The sequence below is a fragment of the Clostridium sp. YIM B02506 genome (assembly GCF_022324845.1).
GTDB classification, from domain to species: Bacteria; Bacillota; Clostridia; order Clostridiales; family Clostridiaceae; genus Clostridium_T; species Clostridium_T intestinale.
In genome coordinates this window covers 98,290-115,841 of record NZ_JAKGTG010000010.1, presented here as the reverse complement: position 1 = coordinate 115,841, position 17,552 = coordinate 98,290, and the positions used below count along the sequence as shown (strand labels likewise).

The following is a 17,552-nucleotide window of genomic DNA, read 5'->3' as shown; positions in this document are numbered from 1 at the left end:
TACCAAACTTTTGTTATAGCCTATGGTTATAGCTGTTTGATGTTGATTTGGGTTTATTTTTATTTAAAAACAGAATAAAATCTTTCTATAATTTAAAAACTACGATTAAGTGGATAAATGTTTCTAATGGAAATTTGATGTAAAGGAGATTAGGGATGTGCTAATAAGCAAAGTGTTAAATAATAATGTTGTTACAATTAAAAATGAAGACAATCAAGAGTCTGTGGTTATGGGAAGAGGGATAGCCTTTCAAAAAAAGAAAGGTGATGAGATTGATGAAGAGAAAATAGACAAGATATTTGTTTTAAAAAACAAAAGCATCAATGATAAATTAATTACTTTAGTTAATGACATTCCAGCAGAATATTTAGAGATTTCTGAAGAGGTTATAAAATATGCTGAAGAAATGTTAAATACGAAACTAAATGAAAATATATATTTAACACTAACTGATCATATAAGCTTTTCTATAAACAGATATAATAATAATTTAGAGATGAAAAATGTTATGCTTTGGGATATAAAGAGACTTCATAAACCGGAGTTTGATATTGGAATTAAGGCATTAAAAATAATAAAAGACAAAACAGATATAAGCTTACCAGAAGATGAAGCTGCTTCTATAGCCATGCATATTTTAAATGGTGAGTTAAATCAAGACATGCCACAAATAGTAGATATTATAAACTTAATAAACGAAGTATTAAAAATTGTAAAATATCATTTTAATATTGACTTTGATGAGGAGTCTATTAATTATTATAGATTTATTACTCATTTAAAATTTTTTGCACAAAGAATGGTTAATGGTAAATACTATGAAGATGATGATAATGAATTATTTGAAATTATTAGATTAAAATATCCAAAGTCTTATGAGTGTACAAAGAAAATAGAAGGATTTATAAAACAAAAATTTAATAGCCAGCTTACAAAAGAAGAGAAGTTATATCTTATAGTACATACGGCAAGAGTTGTAAAAGAGAGTCAATAAAGCTTTAAAGAAGTTATTTTCTTTAGGTTTTTATTATACATATTTATATAAATTAAAGGAGGGTGTAATAGTAAAATTAATTTTTAACCGGAAGTTTCATAGGATTGTAACTGATTCGATCAGGCAAAACCTTAATTCTTCAAAACTTAACTATATTAAATTTTGAAAGTGAGGAATTAAGCTATGAATTATGAAAATTTAGCTAAATCAATATTAGAAAAAGTTGGCGGAGAAGTCAATGTATCAAATTTAACACACTGTGCAACAAGATTAAGATTTAATCTAAAAGACAAGTCAAAGGCAAACACAGATGGATTAAAAAACACAACTGGTGTTATGGGTGTTGTTGATAAAGGTGGACAATACCAAGTTATAATAGGTAACGAGGTTAATAATGTTTATAAGCAAATAGTTAAAATATCAAATATAGAAGTTGCAGAAGGAAAGGATTCTGAAGAGGATGATAACCGTAAAGTTTCTGCAAAAGTTATAGATACAATAACAGGAATATTCACTCCTATATTACCAGCAATAACCGCTGCAGGTATGATGAAAGCCGTGCTTTCATTATTAGTTGCTTTTAAATTAATAACAACTAAATCACAAAGTTATCAGATTATAAACTTTATGGCTGATGCAGCTTTTTATTTCTTACCAATACTTCTTGCAAATTCTGCTGCTAAAAAGTTTAAGACAAATCAATATTTAGCTATGATGCTTGGTGGAATGTTAGTTCATCCAACATTTGTATCAATGGTAGGTGCAGCTAAAGAAGCGGGAACAGGAATATATTTATTTGGTTTACCGATATCTTTAGCATCTTATAGCTCAAGTGTTTTACCTATAATATTAGGTGTTTGGTTTATGTCTTATGTTGAGCCAATAGCAGATAGAGTATCACCAAGTGCAATTAAGTTTTTCACAAAACCATTGATTACAGCTATGGTTACAGGAGTAGCTTTATTAGTTGTAATAGGACCTATAGGATATATAGTAAGTGATAAAATAGGATTAGGTATTAAAACTTTAGAGTCTTATGCTGGTTGGTTAGTACCAACTTTAGTTGGAGGTTTAACTCCATTATTAGTTATGACAGGTACACATTATGGACTAGTTCCAATTGGTATAAATAATCGTATGACTATGGGATATGATACTATAATATATCCAGGAATGTTAGCATCTAACGTTTCTCAAGGTGGTGCGGCTTTAGCGGTAGCAATGAAAAGTAAAAATAAAGAGATAAAACAATTAGCATCATCAGCAGGCATTACAGCAGTTTGTGGTATAACTGAGCCAGCACTTTATGGTGTAAACTTAAAATTTAAAACTCCATTATATTCAGCTATGATAGGTGGAGCAGTGGGAGGATTATTTTTAGGACTATTTAGAGTATCAAACTATACAGGTGGTTCTCCAGGATTTTTGACACTTCCAAGTTATATTGGTGGAGATTCCATGAATAACTTTGTATATGCCTGCATAGGAGCTGTAATAAGTGTAATTGTATCATTTATTGCTTGTTTAATATTATATAGAGATAAAGTTGAAAGTGAAGAAGTTGTAAATAGTGTTGAAAAAAAGAATTTAGTTAATAAAATCACTATAGCTAGCCCTATAAGCGGAGAAGTTATTTCATTAAATGAAGTTAAAGATGAAACTTTTGCTTCAGAAATGATGGGAAAAGGAATCGCAATTAGACCTACTGAAGGAAAAGTAGTATCACCAATAAATGGAGTTGTTCAGACAATATTCAAGACTAAACATGCTATAGGTTTAAAATCAAATGATGGAGTTGAGATTTTAATTCATGTAGGTATGGATACTGTTCAATTGGAAGGTAAGCATTTTACTTCATACATTAAAGATGGTGATGAGGTTAAAGTTGGAGATACTTTAGTAGAATTTGATATGGAGGCTATAGAAAAAGAAGGTTATGAATTAGTTACTCCAGTTATAGTAACAAATACTATGGATTATTTAGAGGTTTTACCAATGAATTTAGATACAGCAAAACTTGGAGATACTATTATAAGTATTATTTAGTTAATATGTTTAAATAAAATAGAAGGGAGTATTTTTAGCTTAATGCACAGATACTCTCTTTAATAAAGGAGATAAATATGTATTCTAATAAATTTCCAGAAAACTTTTTATGGGGTGGAGCAACAGCTGCAAATCAATGTGAAGGAGGATATAAAGATGGAAATAAAGGGTTATCAACAGTAGACGTTATTCCATCAGGAGAAGATAGATTTCCAGTAATGAAAGGAAAACTAAAAATGATGACTTGCGATGAAGAACATTATTATCCAAGTCATGAAGCTATTGATTTTTATCATAGATATAAAGATGATATAAAATTATTTGGAGAAATGGGATTTAAAACCTTTCGTTTATCAATTTCTTGGGCACGTATATTTCCAAATGGAGATGATGACGTTGCAAATGAAGAAGGGTTAATGTTTTATGAATCTTTATTTGATGAATGTCTTAAATATGGGATTGAGCCACTAGTAACTATAACTCATTTTGATGTACCAATGCATCTTGTAGAAACAATAGGCTCATGGAGAAGCCGTAAGATGGTAGATCATTATGAAAGATTATGTACTACTCTTTTTGATAGATACAAAGATAAGGTTAAATACTGGCTTACATTCAATGAAATAAACATGTTATTGCATTTGCCTTTTATAGGAGCAGGATTAACTTTTGAGGAGGGGGAAAATGAAGAAGAAATAAAATATCAAGCAGCCCATCATCAGTTAATTGCAAGTGCAAAAGCTACAGAAATAGCAAGAAAAATAAATCCAAACTTCAAGATTGGTTGTATGCTTGCAGGAGCAAGTACTTATGCAAATACATGTGCACCAGAGGATGTTTGGAAGTCTATCACAAGAGATAGAGAAAATTATTTCTTTATTGATGTACAATCACGTGGAGAGTATCCTAATTATGCAAAGAAGATGTTTGAAAGAAACAATATAAATTTAAACATGGAAGCTGGAGATGAAGAGATTTTAAAAAATAACACAGTAGACTTTATATCGTTTAGCTACTATGCTTCAAGGTTAACTAGTGCAGATCCAAATGTAAATATCAAAACATCAGGAAATGTATTTCCAACTTTGAGAAATCCTTATTTAAAGGCTAGTGAATGGGGATGGCAAATAGATCCATTAGGACTTAGAATAACATTAAATGCATTATATGATCGTTATCAAAAACCTTTATTTATAGTTGAAAATGGACTTGGAGCTGTAGATACTCCAGATAAAGATGGTTATGTAGAAGATGATTATCGTATAGAATATTTAAGAGAACATATAAAGGCTATGAAAGAAGCAATTAATGAAGATGGAGTAGAACTAATGGGATATACGCCTTGGGGATGCATAGACCTTGTAAGTGCTTCAACTGGTGAAATGAAAAAACGTTATGGTTTTATATATGTTGATAAAGACAACGAAGGAAAAGGAACCCTAGCTAGAAGTAAAAAGAAGAGCTTCTATTGGTATAAGAAAGTTATAGCTAGTAATGGAGAAGATTTATATTAATCCACATAAAAAATCAGCTTTTGATAAGCTGATTTTTTATCTTAACTGAGTAATTGACAACAGGGTAAGAAGAAAATTGTGAAATTAATTAGCAGTTGTGCTAACATATAACTATTAATATAAAACAAATTACTAGGAGATGATAGTATGCATAAAAATAAATTGGTAGTTATAGGAGTAGGGCACGTTGGATCTTATGTTTTAGCTGATGCTATGAAGCTTGGTTTATTTGCAGAAATTGGTGTAATTGATATTTTGGAAAATGTAGCATATGGAGAAGCTCTTGATCAGGCTCAAGCTACAGCTTTAACTTATATGAATAATGTTGAAGTTAAAAGTGGGGGTTATGAACAATGTGAGAATGCAGATGTTATTATTATAGCTGCAGGCCCAAGTATGATACCTGATCCTAATGACCCAAAAGGAGAACCTGATCGTACTTTATTAACAAAAATAAACTGTGGAGTTATTCGTGACGTAATGAGTGGAATAACAAAGTATACGAGGGATGCAATAATAATTTTAATAACTAACCCATTAGATACAATGGTTTATATTGCTGAAAATGAATTTAATTATCCTAAAGGGAGAGTGTTTGGCACTGGAACTATGTTAGATTCAGCACGTTTAAGAAAATTTATTGCTGATACCTATAAAATTGATCCAAAATCAGTGACAGGATATATGATGGGAGAACATGGTAGTACTGCATTCCCTGTTTTAAGCCATGTTAACATCTCTGGTATACCATTTTCAGAGTTAAATGAATACTTTGAGGGTTCTTATGATATAAATGATCCCGAAGTAGTGAAATCTGCAATAATTACTTCAGCCTATGAAGTGTTTAATGGTAAAGGATGGACAAATGCCGGTGTTGCTCAATCTGCTGTTACTATGGCAAAGGCTGTTCTATTAGACGAAAAAAGTGTTTATCCAGCATCTACTACCTTAAGAGGTCAATATGGTCATGACGGAGATGTGGCATTAAGTATGCCATGTGTTATTGGACGTGAAGGAGTTATAAAACAACTGCCTGTAAAATTAAATGAATGGGAAACAAAAAAGCTAGAAGAATCTATTTCTTTTATAAAATCAGCTATGAAAGATGCAAAAACTGGACCTGAGATTTAAAATCAGATTTTTTATAGGTTGATAAGTTTATTTCATTTTTCAATTAATAAGTTACCTATTTTTGATAGATACTTTTCATTTTCTCTTCAATCTATTTATTTGAATATAAAGAGTTAGTATAATCAAAGAAAAAACTAGGGGGAAAAAGTTATGAGCGATATAAAAGTAATTATTATGGATGTTGATGGAACTTTAACTAATAGTGAAAAGAAAATTACTGAAAAAACTAAAAAAACTTTAATAAGGGCTCAAGAAGAAGGGGTTATTTTAGTTTTAGCATCAGGGAGACCTACTTCTGGATTAATGGATTATGCAAAAGAATTGAAGATGGATAAACATCATGGACTTTTAGTTTCTTTTAATGGAGCTAAGGTTATTGAGTGCCAAACTAATAAATTGTTATTTAATGAGACTATGTCTGTAAAAGAAGGGCAAGCTGTTCTTGAGCATATGAAGAAATTTGATGTTAAACCTATGATTGATAAAGATGATTATTTATTTGTTAATGATGTTTATAACTGTTATGTACAATATAAAGACAAGCCTTTTAATGTAATTCAATATGAATCTCGTGGTGGTAAATTTAAGTTATGTGAAAAAGATGACTTAGCAGCTTTTGCAGACTATCCACTTAATAAGATATTAACAGCAGGAGATCCAGAATATCTAAAAGAAAATTATGAACAGATGATGGAACCATTTAAAGATACTTTAAGTTGTATGTTTACAGGACCATTCTATTTTGAATTTACTGCAAAAGGAATTGATAAGGCTAAGGCTTTAGATTCTGTATTAATTCCAATGGGATATAAAAAAGAGGAGATGATAGCCTTTGGAGATGGTCATAATGATGCCTCAATGGTCAAATATGCAGGGATAGGAATAGCTATGGCAAATGCAGTAGATGATTTAAAAGAAATAGCTGATGAAGTAACATTGTCTAACGAAGAAGATGGGATTGCCTACACATTAACTGAATATCTTAAAATATAATATAAAATAATGTATAATGTTCATGAGGTGATTTTCATGAACATTTTTATTAAGTTAAATAAAATAACAAACTTAACTGAAAATGAAAAAATATTAGTAAAATTTATGCAAGAAAACGCAGAAGATTTTATAAAAATGAGTGCACTTGAAATAAGTGAAGTTTGCTTCATTTCAACCTCAACTATTTATAGGCTTTGTCAAAAACTTGATTTAACAGGCCTATCAGAACTTAAGGTTCAGGTATCTACCTCTATAAATGAGTATTTGAAAGAAAAGAATTTATTAGATTATAATTATCCAGTTAAACAAAATGAAACACAAAATCAAATTATTTTGAATTTGAAGGAATTATATGAACAGACCTTGATTTCCTCATTAAACTTAATAGATTTAGAACAATTAAGATTAATCTCAAATATTCTAAAAAAGACAAAACACATCGATTTATATACTTCAGCTGGAAATATTTATTTTGGAGAAAACTTTAAGTTTCAGATGCAAGAGATTGGAACTTTCGTTAATGTTCCAATAGAAGAATATAATCAACTTTTAACGGCTTCCACAAGTGATGAAAGCCATGTTGCTATAATAGTTTCTTTTGAAGGAAGGGGAATTATAATAGAAGATATTGCAAATATCTTAAAAAATAACAAAACCTCAATTATTCTAATTTCTTCTACAAATGAAAATCCATTAAGTAAATATGCTGATTATCATTTGTATCTAAGTTCAAATGAAAACCATTTTAATAAAATTTCATCGTTTTCAACTAGGTTATCTTTATTATATATTTTAGATTGTTTATATGCTTGTTATTTTAAACTTGATTACGATAAAAATGTAGCCTATAAACTTGATACCTATAAAAAATTATCCAATAAAATTAATAAATAATGATATAGAGGAGAGTGAGAGAATGTTAGCTGATTATCATATGCATACGAATTTTAGTGATGATTCCACCTATGAAATGGAGGAGGCTGTAAAAAAAGCCATTTCCATAGGACTTAATGAAATTTGTTTTACTGAACATGTGGACCATGGAGTAAAAACAGATTTAAATTGCGATTATGATGCTTATATAAAGGAAGTTAAAAGATGTAGAGAATTATATTCTAAAAAAATATCAATAAAACTTGGAATAGAATTTGGAGTACAAACTCATACTATAGAGCAATTTAAAAAAGATTTTGATAAGTATGATTTTGACTTTGTAATACTTTCTTGTCATCAAGTAGAGAATAAAGAGTTTTGGACACAAGATTTTCAAAAAGACAAAACTCAAAAGGAATATAATGAAGCTTACTATAAAGAAATATTAAATGTAATGAAAAAATATGATGACTACAGTGTGTTAGGGCACCTTGATATGATAAAGAGATACGATAATGAAGGAGAGTATCCTTTTGAAAAAGTTAAGCATATTATAAAAGAAATATTATCTCTTGCTATTAAAAATGGAAAAGGTATTGAAGTAAACACTTCAAGTTTTAGATATGAGCTTAATGACTTAACACCATCTAGAGACATATTAAGGTTATATAAAGAGCTTGGGGGAACCATTATTACCATAGGTTCAGATGCACACAAAGAGGAACATTTAGGTGCTAAGATTTCCTATGTAAAAGAAGAACTTAAGAAATTAGGATTTAATAGCTTTTGTACTTTTGATAAAATGAAACCAATATTTCATGAGATCTAGTATATGTATAATGACAGTGTTTTGGTAAATAATATAATTGATTCTATTTACCAAGAAGAGGAGCGCCATGATATCAGGGAAAAAATTAGCTTTTAAGAGATTAAATGAAGCTTATAATAATGCTAGAATTGAAGAATTTGATGATAATTCTAAGTATATATTTTTTAGCGACTGCCATAGAGGTGAAAATACACCATACGATGAATTTTCAAAAAATCAAAATATATTTTTATTCGCATTAGAATATTATTATAATAATGGATATACTTATGTAGAGGTTGGAGATGGAGATGAGCTTTGGGAGCACTCAAACTTTAAGCATATAAGGCTAGCCCATGATGAAGTATATACTCAATTAAAAAAGTTTTTTGATGAAGATAGATTGATTATGTTATATGGAAATCATAATATACAACTAAAATATCCGGATTTTGTAGAAAAAAATTACTACAAGTTTTATGATGATTATAATGAGGAAGAAATAGAGTTGTTTCCAGGTATAACCATATATGAAGGGGTAGTATTTAGGCATAGGGATACAGGTCAGGAGATATTAACCGTTCATGGGCACCAGGGAGATGTATTAAATGATTCTTTTTGGTATTTCAATATGCTTTCGGTAAGATATTTCTGGAAGTTTTTTCATTCAATTGGTTTTATAAATCCTGCAAGTCCTGTTAGAAATGCAGAAAAAATCCATAAAATTGAGAGGATTTATAGTCATTGGATTAAAAGACATAAAACTATGATTATCTGTGGACATACTCATAGACCTCATTTTCCAAAAGCAAAAGAATTACCATACTTTAACGATGGTTCATGTGTTAGAGCAAGTGGAATACAGGGAATTGAGATAGAGAACGGGGAGATAATGCTTATCGAATGGAGAATTAGAACAGATTCAGAGGGAGATCTTCATATTAAGAGAAAGGTTCTTAGAGGACCGGAACCAATTGAAAGATTTGATTTAAGAAAAAGATAAGTAAAGTGGTCTAGAAAACCTTGAAGTTTTCTAGACCACTTTAATTTTAAGGATTAATCTTAAAATAATTATCTATAGCTTTTGTAATTGATAAAGAAATTTTATTTTGATAATCTGAATTACTTAGGTTTTTCTCCTCAGATTCATTACTTATATAGCCAAGCTCCACTAATATTGCAGGAGCTTTTACCTTTTCTAATACTAAAAAATCTCCTTTTTTTATCCCTCTGTCTGTAGTTTTTAAATCTTCTATAATTTGTTTTTGGATTAAATCTGCTAAAACCTTACCTTGAGAACTGGCTTCATTATAGTAGGTTTCTGTTCCGGTTACAGACTTTTCGTTAAATTTGTTTAGATGAATGCTTAAAAAAATAGTGGCCTTTTCGTAATTTGAAATAGCAGCACGTGCTGCTAAATCTTCTTTAGGCTCAGAAGGCCATGACACTTCATCATTTTCTCTAGTATAAACAACCTTATAGCCTTTTTCCTTTAAGATAGAGCCAAGCTTTAAGGATATTTCTAAGGTAAGTTTTTTTTCTTGATTTCCTAAAGAACCTACGGCACCAACATCATATCCACCATGACCAGGATCAATTACTATAGTTTTTTCAGTTGTATTCAATTTAGAATTCAGCAAGAGATTAACTTCTCTATATGGGTACTTATTATCATAGATTTTAATTATTGTTATAGAAACTATCAAAAAGATAAATAATCCTAAATATATTTTTTTATAAATTGATTTTTTAAATCTAATAGTAATACCTCCTTTTGTTTACATAATTTTCCTACAAGTCAATTATATATTATTTTATAAGATATTACTGTTAAATTTTAAAATTGTAATAATAAATTTATTTTTTGTATCAAGAAAGGGAAGAAAATTATATTTAACTAACTATAAATAGCGCTAGGGCTTAAATATCCAGTATTAATTATAGTTTCAGGAACATTGTATCTTGTTACTAAAGTTGGAGGTAAAATAATTGCGGGAACATCCTTAAAACCATTATTAATAATTGCATTAGTGTCTAAAGATTCACCATTTACTAGTTTTATAGAAGCGTTAATTGCTGCCTTAGCAAGTTCCCTACTATCTTTAAGTACAGTCATTGATTGCGTGCCATCAAGTATTCTTCTGATAGCAGCTGGAGATGCGTCTTGACCTGTTATTGCAACTTTTCCAGCTAGTCCTACTTCTTCTAAAGCTTTGATAGCACCCCCTGATATAGCATCAGTAGGGGATAATATTGCATTAACATTATTATTTTTACTTAAAATAGTTTTCACTACATTATAGCTTTCTACAGGGTTCCAATTTGGTATTGATACATTTGAAACTATTTTTATAGATCCAGTAGAGACTAGAGGCATTATATATATAAGAGAACCATCTTTATATAATTTAGAAGTATCGTCATTAGGGTCACCAGATAAAATAATATAGTTGCCTCTTGGAACATTTTGAACAAGATATTTTCCTTGAAGTTCACCAACCTTTGTACCATTAAAAGACACATATAGGTCTGAGTTACTATTGTATAGAAGTCCATCATAAGATATTACCTTTATTCCAGCTTTTTTAGCTTTTTCTACTAAAGAAGTGAAAGCTAAAGAGTCTAAAGGAGCAATAATCAATACATCCACATTTTGTGATATTAAATCTTCAACTTGTTTTGCTTGAAGCAAAGGATCATAGTCAGCATCTTCTAATTTTAAGGTTACACCTTTTTGATCTGCATAATCTTTAAAAGCTTCTTTATCTCTAACCCATCGTGGAATTCTCTGATTAGGTAAGGACACCCCTAATACAATATTTTCTCTAACTATAGAATTATGTGTATGTAACTCTTCTTTAAAGAGAATATTTTCAGAGTAGCTGACAGGCACAAGAAAAACCTTTGGGATTGATAGGTACATATTCATCACCTTTTTTAAGTTTATATAATAATTAAAATATTCTATTAGAAGTTATTTATTTCCAATATATTTTGAGTTTGCGAATTTTAATAAAAAATTCTTAAAATAATAATTAACATGAATGTCGATTAAAATTTAGAGGAAATTACACAAATTTGTAGAATAATGTATTTTATAAGATGGAATTAATCAAACTAAAAATTATATTAATAGAGGTGCACATGTTTCGGAAATTTAATAAAAAAAATGATTTTGATGATATAGAAAATTTAAAAGAAAAATATAAAGAAGAATTTGAAAAATTTAAGAACGAAACTAATATTAAAAGAACTACAAAACTAGGTATAGTATTGTTTATAGTTAATTTAATGATGTTAGGTGTAGATTTAACAAGCTATAGAAGTATGAGGACAGAGAATATAGGATATTTATATCTTTACTATATTCATATTCTAACAATAGGCCTACTTTTATTTTGGTACATTTTATATTATATTTCTAAAAAATATAAAAAAAATATTAATAGAAAGCTTATTTATGAAATGTTATTAACTATATCTATGGGATCATGTATTCTCATATCATTAAATGATTTAAAAATATCTGGGCAAATATCTGTGTATTTTATTGGGGTATTAATAATATCAGGTGTTGTATATATGGATCCTTTAGAATCATTTATATTGTATGGTTTATCTATAGTTATTCTAATGATAGGCATGTACTTTATAGTTTTTAGTAAGAGTTTATTATATTACAATATTTATAACTCCATTGTTGTGGTGATATTTGGATTTATAGTTTCTAATATTATATTTAGAGGATTTTTAAGAGATTTTTTGAATAATAAAAGTTTATTAAAAAGTAAAATGGAAGTAGAGGCTGTTAATCAAAAGTTAAAAGAATATGAGAGGTTAAGGACAAATTTCTTTGCCAATATATCTCATGAGCTTAGGACACCTTTAAATGTGATTTATAGCGCCCAACAAATGATAGAGATTATGGTTAATCAAGAAAATCTAAATAAGAGAAAAATGGAAAGCTATTTAAAAATAACTAAACAAAATTCATACAGGTTAATTAGACTTATAGGAAATCTTATTGATATTACTAAAATAGATGCTTTAAGTTTTGAGGCGACTTTTGTTAACTTAAATATAATAAAAGTAGTTGAAGATATAGCTATGTCTGTAGTTGATTTTGTTGAAAGTAAGGGGCTTACACTTACATTTGACACCGAAGTTGAAGAGAAGATAATATGCTGTGATCCTTATTTAATTGAAAGAATAATGTTAAACCTTTTATCAAATTCAGTTAAATTCACACAAAAAGGTGGGAGTATTTTAGTAAATATACATTTAGAGGACAATTATGTATGTATTTCTGTAAAGGATAACGGAATAGGTATACCAGATGATATGCAAGAATTGATATTTGATAGATTTATTCAAGTAGATGACGTTATAACTAAGAATACAGAGGGGAGCGGAATAGGATTATCTTTAGTGAAATCTTTAGTAGAAATGCATTGCGGGAAAATATATCTTAATAGTCAGGAAAATAAGGGGAGTGAGTTCGTAATTTGTATACCTGATATTTTAAATAAAGATAGTGGAGAGAAAAGGAATATAACTAATTTAGATGATAACAGGATTGAAAGGATAAATATTGAGTTCTCAGATATTTATGACTAAGTATATAATGGGCAACTGATTTTAAATCAGTTGTCTTTTTTATAAAAAAGAGTCAATATATGTTTGTATTTGTCGTGCGAAAAACTCAAATAAAAGAAGGTAAATAGATAGAATTGTAGAATATTTAATTTTATAGAAAAAAATACATTTTATTACATAAGGATATATATTTATTGATAAAGAGGTGTAAGAGTGGAGTTTTTAAAATGTATGTGGGAAAAAGACGCAATTCAGGATATTAAAAAATACAAAACAGAATTCGAAGAACTTAGGACATCAATTAATATTAAAAGGTGTGAGAAAATCGGGGTAATACTATTATTACTTAATATTATTTTAATTATAACAGATCGAATGGTGTATGAGCCTATGAGAGCTTTTACACCTGAATATATAAATTTATATTATTCTCACCTTATAGTATTACATTTAATAATTTTATGGTATGTAATTTTATTCTTAAATAGAATATATAAAAAGTTTATAGATGAAAAAATATTATATAACTTTTTTGCAAACATAATAATATATTGGTGCCTTTTTATGGCTCTAAATGACTTATATATTAATGGACAGATATCTGCATATATAATTTGTGTATTGTCAGTAGCATCTTGTTTATATAGTTCACCAATAGAAGGAGTTATTTTATATTTTGTTTCAACTTCACTTTTTATTTCAGGTCTCTTTATAATAATAGAAAATAATCCAAACCTATTATATGGAAATATAGTTAATTCTGTAATTGTAACTTTTTTTGCATTTATTGTTTCGAAAGTTAATTACATAAGATTTTCTAAGGATTTTATAAGTCAAAAAGATTTATTAAAAAGTAAACGTGACATAGAAGAAAAAAATGAAATTTTAATACATTATGAAAAGTTAAGAAGTGATTTTTTTGCTAATATATCTCATGAATTAAGAACACCTATTAATGTCATTTATAGTGCTGAACAAGTGATGGAGCTTAATTTAAGGAAAAGTCAAAACTATGACATGAGTAAATATTTGAAAATGGTTAAGCAAAACTCATTTAGACTTATACGAATTATAAGCAATTTAATAGATATAACCAAAATAGATGCTTTGAGTTTTGATGTAAAATTTAGAAACTTAAATATTGTTAAAGTAGTTGAGGATATCACCATATCTGTTGCAGAATTTATAGAACATAAGGGGCTTACAGTCATATTTGACACTTCTATTGAAGAAAAAGTAATAGCTTGTGATCCTGATTTAATAGAACGTATAATGTTAAATCTATTATCTAATTCTGTAAAATTTACGAAAAGAGGTGGAAGCATCTTAGTTTCTATCTATCTTGAAGAGGATAAGGTGTGTATTTCTGTAAAAGATAGTGGTATAGGAATACCCGATAATATGAAGGAAATAATATTTGATAGATTTATACAAGTAGATAAATCCACTACGAAAAGCTGCGAAGGAAGTGGGATTGGGTTGTCTCTAGTGAAATCCTTAGTAGAAATACATAAGGGAACTATATCATTAAATAGTGTTATTAGTAAAGGTAGTGAATTTATTATTTCTCTTCCTGATGAATTATGTTTTGAAGAAGATATACATGAAAATATTATTAATTTAGATGATAGTCGTATAGAAAAAATTAATATCGAGTTTTCTGACATATATAATTGAGCATATTATTAAACAGAAAATCAAAGGTATGAATATAGTTGAAAGAGAAGAGGTGAAGAAATCCCTTCTTTTTTATTGCGTCTAAAATTACAAATGAGGAAATAAGTTGCAATTAGAACAGGATTATATTACAATTTAAATAACAGTGTTATAAAAACAAACGTCGTTATTTAAATGGAGGATGCTTTATGGCAAGAGAAGATCAAAAAATGAGAAGTGAGATGGTTAGGAAGACTATTTTAGATACAGCATTAGCTATAGGAATAGAAGAAGGATTTGAAGAGGTTTCAATAAGAAAAATAATTAAGAAGATGAAGTATTCCACAGGAATTGTATATCATCATTTTAAAGATAAACAAGAAATTATAGATGCCATTGAAGAAACTGAAACTAAATGGTTAAGTGCTGAAATAGCAGGATTATTAGATGAAAATAAAAACATAGTTTGGAATATGGAGAGTATATTTAGAAGAATAATGAGATTAGCTATTGAAGAACCAGAGAAATATAATCTTATAGTTCTTCATAAATATAGTAGAAGACAACCTGATAAACCAAGGTGGTTATCTAAGATAAGTCAAAATATTAAGAATGACATTCACCTAGGATTGATTAGGGAAATGGATACGGATAAAGCAGCTTTTGCTATTTGGAGTTCATTTTTAGGATTTAATTTAATGATTTCTAGGAATAGAGATTTAACAAGTGAAGAGGCCGAAGAGTTATTTAAAGTTCAATTTGATATTATTTTAAGGGGGATTCTCTATGATAAATAAAATAGGTATTCTGTATGCAAGTAAAACAGGTCATTGTAAAAAAATAGCTAAGGCTATAGGAAAAACTTTAAACATAGAACCTAAGAATATTAAAGATAACTCCAGTCTGGAAGATATGGATTTACTATTTATTGTATCAGGCATTTATGGGGGAGAAAGTCTTCCAGAGGTTTTGAAATTTGCAGAAAGTCTGGATAATAAGAAAGTAAAAAAGGTTGCATTAATAACATCTTCAACCTCTAAGAAGAAAGGCCAAGGCAATCTACTAAAGATTTTAGAGGAAAAGAATATTCAAGTTGTAGATGAACTACTTTCTCAAGGAAGTTTTTTAATCATGAAGTTTGGACATCCAAATAGACAAGATATCAAAGAAGCTGAGGACTTCTCTATAAGAATTAGAAAAAAATTGGAGGGATAAGATGAAGAAATTACGTATTGCGGTTATTGTTTTAATTATATTAGTAGTCGGAAGTTTTTTACTGATGACAAACAATTCAAAAAAAGAACTAAAAGCAATGGAGTATGAAAAAATTGACATGAATTTAGTATCGGATGGTATATATAACGGGGAAGTTGATGCAGGCTTAGTTAAGGTGAAGGTAGCCACAACAGTAAAAAATAATGCTATTAAAAAAATAGATATAATCGAACATCAAAATGGGATGGGTGGTAAGGCTGAAGTTATAACTGACAAAATTATTGAAGAAAATAATTATAATGTAGAGTCTATTAGCGGTGCAACTCTTTCAAGTGAAGCTATAAAAAGTGCTGTAAGTAAGTCTCTTAAAGAAGGATATTCAAAATAACTAAGTAAAGGAGGGATATTATGGTTACTATAATAGCGGATGAAGGGCAAAACAACATAGGTGAAAAGCTTTATGAAGAATTTTTGAATAGGGGAACTAAAGTTGATTATGTTTCGCTAGAAGGAGTAGAGATAAAACCTTGTGTTAGCTGTGGAGGATGCACTTATAAAACCTATAGAAAATGTGTAGTGAGAGATGATGGAGACTGGATTTATCCTAAGTGTATAAAGGCGGACGTTCTGATTTTTGTTACACCTATTACATTTGGCAGTTACTCCTTTAAAATAAAGAGAGTATTTGATAAATTCGGATTAATAATGGATGAACATTATTATGTGAAAAACGGAGAAATAGTAAAAGGTGGTAAACCGGGAGGGAAATTTAAGTTTTTTGCTATAGGGATAAATGAAAATTGTATTGAAGAAGAAATAAAAGCCTTTAAAAATTTAGTTAATGAAAACTTAATTATAACAAGAGGAGTAGGAAATTCATATATAGTTGACTCTGAGCTTACCTCTGAAATGAGGAGTAAAATCATTGAGGAGGTTTTAAGTGCATGAAAAAAATACTTTTAATAAATGGTAGCCCAAGAAAAACTGGTACAAGTTTTCTCTTAGGAAAAATGTGCTCAGAATATTTATTGAATAAAAGTTATGAATGTCAGCTTCTTCACCTATACTCAAGCTTAAATAATATTGATAAACTATATGAAGCTATTAATAAAGCAGATACTATAATAATAAGCGGACCATGTTATGTAAATACTTATCCAGCAGATATGATTGATTTTTTAGAAAAGGTATCTAGAAATAAAGAAATTTTACATGGACAAAGTGTTTATGGAATTATTCAGGGTGGAATGCCCTACTCTCATACTCATGAAAGTGGGTTAAAAATGTTAGAGATATTCGGAAAAAAATGTGGGTTAAGTTTTAAAGGTGGGTTTGTAATGGGTATGGGTGCATTGGTTAATGGTGAGCCATTAAATAAATTACCAAATTCAAAAAAGGTTATAAAACAGTTAAATATATTTTTTGAACATATTTCAAGAGATGAAATATCACTTTCAGAGGTTTATAAAGAAGCTCAGTTTAAAATGCCTAGTTTAGTATATAAAATTATGAGCGTAACAATGAATAGAAAGATTGATAGTAATTTAAAAAATCATGGTATTGATGTGAATCAAGAAAATCCATATTTAACTTAAAATAAAAGCCCCATTTCTGGGGCTTTATTAAAGAGTAAAAATAATGATTAAAACTTAGAGATCTTATTATAAATGTATTATAGATATAAAATCATCTAACAATATATACTATGATAGATATCTCATAATAG

At 28.7% G+C, this 17,552-nt stretch carries 17 protein-coding genes; 15 read left to right on the top strand and 2 right to left on the bottom strand.

Features of this window, described 5'->3' with window-relative positions:
* The first annotated feature begins 157 nt into the window (after positions 1–157).
* The 8 genes from L1S49_RS23405 (at position 158) to L1S49_RS10050 (ending at position 9,362) form a co-directional block, all read left to right on the top strand.
* The gene (locus tag L1S49_RS23405; RefSeq protein WP_073016724.1) at positions 158–994 is read left to right on the top strand and encodes a PRD domain-containing protein; all 837 of its coding nucleotides are present in this window, start codon (positions 158–160) and stop codon (positions 992–994) included.
* 183 nt (positions 995–1,177) lie between these two features.
* Positions 1,178–3,040 (top strand): beta-glucoside-specific PTS transporter subunit IIABC, encoded by a 1,863-nt coding sequence (locus L1S49_RS10080; RefSeq protein WP_238904087.1) that lies wholly within the window; start codon positions 1,178–1,180, stop codon positions 3,038–3,040.
* A gap of 77 nt (positions 3,041–3,117) precedes the next feature.
* On the top strand, positions 3,118–4,554 hold the full coding sequence (locus tag L1S49_RS10075; protein ID WP_238904085.1) for a 6-phospho-beta-glucosidase: 1,437 nt from the start codon (positions 3,118–3,120) through the stop codon (positions 4,552–4,554).
* Positions 4,555–4,701: 147 nt separating this feature from the next.
* The gene (locus L1S49_RS10070; protein ID WP_238904083.1) at positions 4,702–5,685 is read left to right on the top strand and encodes an L-lactate dehydrogenase; all 984 of its coding nucleotides are present in this window, start codon (positions 4,702–4,704) and stop codon (positions 5,683–5,685) included.
* A 150-nt stretch (positions 5,686–5,835) separates the two neighbouring features.
* Complete coding sequence (locus tag L1S49_RS10065) at positions 5,836–6,678, top strand: Cof-type HAD-IIB family hydrolase (protein WP_238904081.1); 843 nt, start codon at positions 5,836–5,838, stop codon at positions 6,676–6,678.
* 36 nt (positions 6,679–6,714) lie between these two features.
* Positions 6,715–7,572 (top strand): MurR/RpiR family transcriptional regulator, encoded by an 858-nt coding sequence (locus tag L1S49_RS10060; RefSeq protein ID WP_238904079.1) that lies wholly within the window; start codon positions 6,715–6,717, stop codon positions 7,570–7,572.
* Between the two features lie 22 nt (positions 7,573–7,594).
* Positions 7,595–8,380, top strand: coding sequence for a histidinol-phosphatase HisJ family protein (locus tag L1S49_RS10055; protein ID WP_238904077.1), 786 nt, complete (start codon positions 7,595–7,597; stop codon positions 8,378–8,380).
* A 67-nt stretch (positions 8,381–8,447) separates the two neighbouring features.
* A complete protein-coding gene (locus tag L1S49_RS10050; RefSeq protein ID WP_238904075.1) occupies positions 8,448–9,362 on the top strand; it encodes a metallophosphoesterase in 915 nt (304 codons plus the stop codon).
* Between the two features lie 46 nt (positions 9,363–9,408).
* Here the strand turns inward: L1S49_RS10050 and L1S49_RS10045 are convergent, their stop codons facing one another.
* The gene (locus L1S49_RS10045) at positions 9,409–9,984 is read right to left on the bottom strand and encodes an N-acetylmuramoyl-L-alanine amidase (RefSeq protein ID WP_238904073.1); all 576 of its coding nucleotides are present in this window, start codon (positions 9,982–9,984) and stop codon (positions 9,409–9,411) included.
* 272 nt (positions 9,985–10,256) lie between these two features.
* Complete coding sequence (locus L1S49_RS10040; protein WP_238904071.1) at positions 10,257–11,282, bottom strand: substrate-binding domain-containing protein; 1,026 nt, start codon at positions 11,280–11,282, stop codon at positions 10,257–10,259.
* A gap of 221 nt (positions 11,283–11,503) precedes the next feature.
* On the opposite strand from L1S49_RS10040, the gene L1S49_RS10035 reads away from it, so the two are divergent.
* The 7 genes from L1S49_RS10035 to L1S49_RS10005 all read left to right on the top strand — a co-directional run bounded on the left by L1S49_RS10035 (position 11,504) and on the right by L1S49_RS10005 (position 17,421).
* Positions 11,504–12,976 carry a HAMP domain-containing sensor histidine kinase gene (locus L1S49_RS10035; RefSeq protein ID WP_238904070.1) on the top strand — a complete coding sequence of 491 codons (1,473 nt, stop codon included), beginning with the start codon at positions 11,504–11,506 and terminating at the stop codon, positions 12,974–12,976.
* 192 nt (positions 12,977–13,168) lie between these two features.
* Entirely contained in the window at positions 13,169–14,632 is a 1,464-nt protein-coding gene (locus L1S49_RS10030; protein ID WP_238904068.1) for a HAMP domain-containing sensor histidine kinase, read from the top strand.
* 188 nt (positions 14,633–14,820) lie between these two features.
* A complete protein-coding gene (locus L1S49_RS10025; protein ID WP_238904066.1) occupies positions 14,821–15,408 on the top strand; it encodes a TetR/AcrR family transcriptional regulator in 588 nt (195 codons plus the stop codon).
* Positions 15,398–15,826 carry a flavodoxin domain-containing protein gene (locus L1S49_RS10020; protein WP_238904064.1) on the top strand — a complete coding sequence of 143 codons (429 nt, stop codon included), beginning with the start codon at positions 15,398–15,400 and terminating at the stop codon, positions 15,824–15,826. Before L1S49_RS10025 ends, L1S49_RS10020 begins: the two co-directional genes overlap by 11 nt.
* Before the next feature lies 1 nt (position 15,827).
* Positions 15,828–16,214: an FMN-binding protein gene (locus L1S49_RS10015; protein WP_238904061.1), complete on the top strand. Its 387-nt coding sequence runs from the start codon at positions 15,828–15,830 to the stop codon at positions 16,212–16,214.
* Between the two features lie 20 nt (positions 16,215–16,234).
* Entirely contained in the window at positions 16,235–16,774 is a 540-nt protein-coding gene (locus L1S49_RS10010; RefSeq protein ID WP_238904059.1) for an NAD(P)H-dependent oxidoreductase, read from the top strand.
* Entirely contained in the window at positions 16,771–17,421 is a 651-nt protein-coding gene (locus L1S49_RS10005; RefSeq protein WP_238904058.1) for an NAD(P)H-dependent oxidoreductase, read from the top strand. The genes L1S49_RS10010 and L1S49_RS10005 overlap by 4 nt, the downstream gene beginning before the upstream one ends.
* Positions 17,422–17,552 lie beyond the last annotated feature (131 nt).